The organism is Flavobacterium frigidimaris, from assembly GCF_002217275.1.
GTDB classification, from domain to species: Bacteria; Bacteroidota; Bacteroidia; order Flavobacteriales; family Flavobacteriaceae; genus Flavobacterium; species Flavobacterium aquidurense.
The window spans coordinates 214,124-220,872 of the sequence record NZ_MUGV01000039.1 but is presented as its reverse complement, the minus strand read 5'-3'; the positions used below and the strand labels follow the sequence as shown (position 1 = coordinate 220,872).

Below are 6,749 nucleotides of genomic sequence, written 5' to 3'. Positions count from 1 at the left end.
ATCACGGGATGGCCAGGCGGGAAACCAAATTCAGATGATTCAAATCGTCCGGAAAGAGCAGAACCGGCTAAAAAACGTGTGTTGATTTTTAGTCCGCACCCAGATGATGATATCATTAGTATGGGAGGAACTTTCATGCGTTTGCAAGAGCAAGGGCATGAAGTTCATGTTGCGTATCAAACTTCAGGAAATATCGCTGTAGCGGATGATGAAGCATTACGTTTTGCAAGATTCGTGATTGATTACAATGAGAAATTCGGAATCAAAAGTGCTCAGGCAGATGATATTTACCAAAAAGCGGCGACTTTCTTAACCAATAAAAAGAACAGCGAAATTGATATTCCGGAAGTGCGTTATATCAAAGGATTGATCAGGAAAGGAGAAGCGAGAGCAACAAGTCATTTTGTTGGATTGACAGATGATCAGATTCATTTTATGGAATTACCATTTTATGAAACCGGAACAATTGAGAAAAAACCACTTGGCAAAGAAGATATTCAATTGACAATGGATTTAATTGAAAAAATCAAACCACACCAAATATATGCTGCAGGAGATCTAGCAGATCCGCACGGAACACATAAAGTATGTCTGGATGCTATTTTTGAAGCGGTAAAAGCTCTAAAACCAAAATCGTTTATGGATGATTGCTGGTTATGGTTATACCGTGGAGCATGGCAGGAATGGGGAATTGACGAAGTGGAGATGGCAGTACCAATGAGCCCGGATCAGGTTTTGGCAAAACGTCACGGAATCTTCAAGCACCAGTCTCAAAAAGATGGTGTAGTTTTTCAGGGAACCGATGCAAGGGAATTTTGGCAAAGAGCCGAAGACAGAAATGCAGAAACAGCAGCTTTATACCAACAGTTAGGTTTGGCAACTTATGCCGCTATGGAAGCTTTTGTGAGATGGCACTATTAAGTTGCTAAGGTTCTAAGGGACTAAGATTCTAAGATTTTATATTCGCCACGAATTCACGAATTGATTTAAATATAATTCGTGAATTCGTGGCGAAAATTTTTTAAATCCTTTTAATCTGTGGCAAAAGAAAAAATAAGTGATAGTTTTGCATACAATTAAATTAAGCGGAATAATCTATTTTCTTTGTTCTAGCTTCTTTCCTCTCTAAAAAAATGGAACAAGACAAAAAACTGCTCATAAAATTAGCTCATACCAAAATGCCTTTCGGGAAATACGAAGGGCGATTTTTAATCGATTTACCGGAGTATTACGTGGTTTGGTATCATAATAAAGGTTTTCCTAATGGAGAATTAGGACAGCAATTAGCTCTCATTTACGAGTTAAAACTGAATGGTTTGGAGGAATTAATTCGGAATATTAAAAAGCAATATCCGAAACCAATTAAATAGTAGGAAAAATCTTTGGTGGTTTGATTTTTTTTATTTAAGTTTGATGTATATAATATTATAATTTTTAAAAACTAATTGATACCACAGAATTCAAGACTGAATTTGTAAATGTGTACAAGTCAATATTTTGAAATTATAATAGACATAAAAAATATTATAATTTTTAAAAACAAATTGGCACCACAGAATTCAAGACTGAATTTATAAATGTGTACAGGTCGATGTTTTAAAATTATAATATTTTTTTTTGCTTAAAGTTTCCTGTAAAACTTATAGTAAGAAAGTGAAATAACTTTGCAATCATAATTAAATTAGAGAGCAATAATTAGTCTCAATTTAAATACATTTTTCAAAAAAATCCCAAATTAAAAGTTAAAATTATCGATTACAAAACCATATAATCATTCTGTTTAAAAATTTGCAAATTATCTCATTCTCTTATTGACAAATAATCTAATTAAATTTGTACTTTTGCCAAGTTTTTTACACAACTACATACAAACAACAACAGAATGAATCAAACAAAATATATTTTTGTTACAGGCGGTGTGACTTCTTCATTAGGAAAAGGGATTATCGCGGCATCTTTAGCAAAATTGTTACAAGGAAGAGGATACCGTACAACTATTCAAAAATTTGACCCGTATATAAATGTAGACCCGGGAACACTTAATCCGTACGAACATGGAGAATGTTATGTAACAGATGATGGTGCTGAAACCGATTTAGATTTAGGTCACTACGAACGTTTTTTGAACGTTCCTACTTCTCAGGCGAATAACGTTACTACAGGAAGAGTTTATCTTTCGGTTATTGAGAAAGAAAGAAGAGGAGAATTTTTAGGGAAAACGGTTCAGGTTGTTCCTCATATTACAAACGAAATCAAAGACAGAATGCAATTGCTGGGTAAATCTGGTGATTATGATATTGTTATTACTGAAATTGGTGGAACAGTTGGTGATATTGAGTCTTTACCTTATATCGAGTCTGTTCGTCAGTTGGTTTGGGAGTTGGGCGAAAATAACGGAATCGTTATTCATTTAACTTTGGTTCCTTATTTGGCTGCTGCAGGTGAATTGAAAACAAAACCTACACAGCACTCTGTAAAAACGTTGATGGAAAGCGGTATTAAAGCTGATATTTTGGTTTGCAGAACTGAGCACGAACTTTCAGATGAATTGCGTAATAAATTAGCATTATTTTGTAATGTAAAAAGAGAGGCAGTTATTCAATCGATAGATGCTTCAACCATATATGAAGTTCCAAATTTGATGCTTGAAGAAGGATTAGATGTTGTGGCTTTGAAAAAATTAGATTTACCTAAAAAAGCGGCACCAGACTTAAAAAACTGGAATACTTTTTTACGCAGATTAAAAAATCCAAAACATACCGTAAATATTGGTTTGATTGGAAAATATGTAGAAATGCAGGATTGTTACAAATCTATTTTAGAGGCGTTCATTCATGCAGGTGCTTCAAATGAAACTAAAGTTAACGTAATTTCGATACATTCAGAACATATTAATAGTGATAATGTAGAAGAAAAATTAGGACCTCTTGATGGGGTTTTAGTAGCTCCTGGTTTTGGTGAAAGAGGAATTGAAGGAAAAATAGAAGCGGTTCGTTTTGCACGTGAAAATAATATTCCATTTTTCGGGATTTGTTTGGGAATGCAAATGTCTGTTATCGAATATTCAAGAAATATTTTAGGTTACGCTGAAGCGAATTCTACAGAGATGAATGAAAAAACAAAACATCCTGTGGTGAATTTGATGGAAGAACAAAAGAATGTTACTGATAAAGGTGGAACAATGCGTTTAGGGGCTTGGAAATGTGATATTAAACCAAACTCACTAGCACATAAAATCTACGGTCAAAAGACGATTTCAGAGCGTCACCGTCACCGTTATGAATATAATAATAAATATAAAGATGAATTACAGAAAGCAGGTTTAATTGCTTCTGGAGTTAATCCTGATACTGGTTTGGTAGAAATTATAGAACTTGAAAATCACCCGTTTTTCATTGGAGTGCAATACCATCCTGAATATAAAAGTACTGTTGCAAACCCACATCCAATTTTTGTAAACTTTGTGGCTGCTGCTGTTAATACGCATAAAAAATAATATTAATATTCTAAAAGGATGTAACGTTTGAGTCCAACTCACAACTAATAGCCTTTAACGAATAACTTTTTTAAATTAATAATGGAAGAAAAAAAATTTGATCTTAATTCAATCATTGGTTTTGTATTGATATTTGGAATTTTGATTTGGATTATGTACCAAAATCAGCCTTCTGATAAGGAAATTGCTGCTGAAAAAGCCAAGAAAGAATTAGTTGCTAAGCAGGAAGCTCAGGCTAAAGTGGATAAAACTAAAACAGCCGTTTTGCCAGTTGCTGCTGCAACAACTCCTGGTGATACAGTTCAATTGGCACAATTGCAAAAAACTTTAGGTGGTTTTGCTTATTCGGCTACACTTCCTTCTGCAAAAGAAGGTTTTACAACTATTGAAAACGAAAAGATGATACTGAAAATCGCCAATAAAGGTGGTTACATAGTTGAAGCTACGTTGAAAGAATTCAAAAGGTTTGAGAAAAATTCAGGTCAATTAGTAGAATTAATTAGAGATAATAATTCGAATCTAAACATTCAGTTACAAACTACAGATAACAGAACTTTAAATTCTAAGGATTTATATTTTGAACCAACTTTGACTAAAAGCGGAGCAGATCAAATCTTAACAATGCGTTTGAAAGCGGGTGCAAACGAATTTTTAGAATATAAATACATCTTAAAAGCAAATGACTATTTAGTTGGTTTTGATATTCGTTCTCAAGGATTAAATAAAGTCTTAAATTCTTCTAAACCATTAGATTTACAATGGGATTTGAAAAGTTACAGAAATGAGAAAAGCGTTTCTATTGAAAAAAGATATGCTCAGTTAGAATATGAATATGGTGATGAAAAATCTAACTATGTAAGCGCAGGTGTAGGAAAAGAAGATACTCCGGAAAAAGTAAGTTATATCGCTTTTAAACAACACTTTTTTGCTGCTATTTTAGCAACTGATAAGCCATTCGAAAAATCTAAATTGCAATCTGATGATTTAGTTAAAGATGAAGCTATCGATACAACATTTGTAAAGCAATTTAGAGCAACAGTTCCTTTAGCTTTTTCTAATGGAGAAGTTGATTATAAAATGAGCTGGTATTTTGGACCATCTGATTATAAAACATTAAAATCATACGATAAAAATTTCGAAAAAATTATTCCATTAGGATGGGGAATTTTTGGATGGATCAATAAATGGATTTTTATTCCGTTATTTGGATTCTTAAGTTCAACAATTGGATTGTCTTTAGGAATTGCAATTATCATTTTTACTATACTTATCAAATTGGCAATGTCGCCAATTACATATAAATCATTTTTGTCTCAGGCTAAAATGAAAGTTTTGCGTCCAGAGATTACAGAGTTGGGAGAAAAATTCAAAAAAGACCCAATGAAGAAACAGCAGGAAACAATGAAGTTGTACAACAAAGCGGGGGTAAACCCAATGGCAGGATGTATCCCGGCATTGATTCAGCTTCCATTCATGTATGCATCATTTCAGTTCTTTCCATCAGCTTTTGAATTAAGACAAAAAAGTTTCCTTTGGGCCGACGATTTATCTTCATTTGATGCTGTCGTACAATTGCCATTCCATATTCCTTTGTATGGAAGTCACATCAGTTTGTTCCCAATTATGGCAGCAATTGCGATTTTCTTCTACATGAAAATGACTTCTGGAGATCAGCAAATGGCGGCGCCTCAACAAGAAGGTATGCCGGACATGGCAAAAATGATGAAAATCATGATCTATGTTTCGCCATTAATGATGTTGATTTTCTTTAATAGCTATGGTGCTGGTTTGAGTTTGTATAACTTTATTTCAAACTTAATTACAATTGGAATTATGTTTGTTATTAAAAACTATATAGTTGATACAGATAAAATTCACGCTCAAATTCAGGAAAATAAATTAAAAGAGCCTAAAAAACAAAGTAAGTTTCAACAACGTCTTCAGGAAGTTATGGAGCAACAAGAAGCTGCGAAAGGGCAGAATAAAAAGAAATAAATAATATTATTTATAAATAAGAAAGCCGTCTTTTTGACGGCTTTTTTGTGTTTAAAATTTAGGTAATAGAACTTTGTCTATTACATGAATGATTCCATTTGAGCACTGAACATCTGTAGCTACAATAGTACTTACTCTATTGCTCGCATCTGTGATTTTTGCACCTCCAGTTAAACCAATTGTAAAATTTTGTCCGGCAAAAGTACTTACTACTTGCCCGTTTGTTAATGCGGTCGATTGTACATTTGCTCCGGCTACAACATGATATTTTAAAGTAGTCTCTAAAACATTGGCAGGAATAGCTGGAAGTCCTGAAAATCCAGTTTCAGTTAAGAAACTTGTAAAAGCAGCATTTGTTGGAGCGAAAACAGTAAACGGCGAGCTGGCGGTTCCTGATAATATTCCGGCAAAACCAGATGAAGGATTGAAAGTTAAAGCAGCAACAAGAGTAGTGAAGTTTTTATTGGCTACCGCATGATTAACAATAGTCGGTAATCCGATAACACCATCAACTACATGAATGATTCCGTTTGATGCTTGAATATCGGCAGTAGTAACTGTTGCTCCGCCATTTGTTTTTCCACCGTTAATAGCAACACCGGAACCTTTTTCAAGATACATACTTATGGTATTTGAAGTCGATGCACTTCCTTTAGCTAAAGTCTTTACGTAGCCTGTTGCAATTTCTGTCGATTTTACTTTGGTACTCAAAACATGATTTAATAATATTTCTTTTAGGGCAGGAACAGGAACAGCATTTAAATTGGCATAACCTTTGGCTGTTAAAAATGCGCTAAAAGCGGTATTGGTAGGCGCAAAAACGGTATAAGAACCGGAAGAGTTCAGTGTGGTAACCAGATCTGCTTTTTCAAGAGCGGCAACCAAAGAGCTGAGATTAGGATCTGCTTTCGCAATAGAGACGATCGTTTGGGGTTGTTGAGATGAATCATCATCATCATCATCATCATTGTTACATGAAATACTGACGAAAGCAATTAATGCTACCAGAGCAATTAATTTAAATTTGATTGTTTTCATAATATTGATTTTTTTTGTTTGTTACTGCTAAGTTATTTATTTTGTTTAACAAAATTTACAATTAATTAAACAATTATTAATTTTAATATATATTTAACCTTTTTGTTTAAGGTTGTATTTTGCTGATTGCTAGTTAATTATGTTTTAATGACTTGCTTTTTGAATATTCGTGTAGATTCAAATGTGGCAAAATGATTAAACAAAAATTAAAATTATTTTT

5 protein-coding genes are annotated in these 6,749 nt (G+C 33.4%); 4 read left to right on the top strand and 1 reads right to left on the bottom strand.

Going from position 1 to position 6,749, the window contains the following annotated elements; translation table 11 throughout:
- The 4 genes from B0A65_RS20390 to yidC all read left to right on the top strand — a co-directional run.
- Nucleotides 1–921, top strand: a 921-nt coding sequence (locus B0A65_RS20390) for a PIG-L family deacetylase (RefSeq protein ID WP_207556469.1), incomplete at its 5' end; no start/stop codon positions are given.
- A 212-nt stretch (nucleotides 922–1,133) separates the two neighbouring features.
- On the top strand, nucleotides 1,134–1,370 hold the full coding sequence (locus B0A65_RS20385) for a DUF3820 family protein (protein WP_074656841.1): 237 nt from the start codon (nucleotides 1,134–1,136) through the stop codon (nucleotides 1,368–1,370).
- A gap of 512 nt (nucleotides 1,371–1,882) precedes the next feature.
- Nucleotides 1,883–3,496, top strand: coding sequence for a CTP synthase (locus tag B0A65_RS20380; RefSeq protein WP_074656843.1), 1,614 nt, complete (start codon nucleotides 1,883–1,885; stop codon nucleotides 3,494–3,496).
- Nucleotides 3,497–3,577: 81 nt separating this feature from the next.
- Complete coding sequence (yidC, locus tag B0A65_RS20375) at nucleotides 3,578–5,491, top strand: membrane protein insertase YidC (protein ID WP_074656844.1); 1,914 nt, start codon at nucleotides 3,578–3,580, stop codon at nucleotides 5,489–5,491.
- 51 nt (nucleotides 5,492–5,542) lie between these two features.
- Here the strand turns inward: yidC and B0A65_RS20370 are convergent, their stop codons facing one another.
- Entirely contained in the window at nucleotides 5,543–6,529 is a 987-nt protein-coding gene (locus B0A65_RS20370; RefSeq protein WP_074656846.1) for a fasciclin domain-containing protein, read from the bottom strand.
- Nucleotides 6,530–6,749 lie beyond the last annotated feature (220 nt).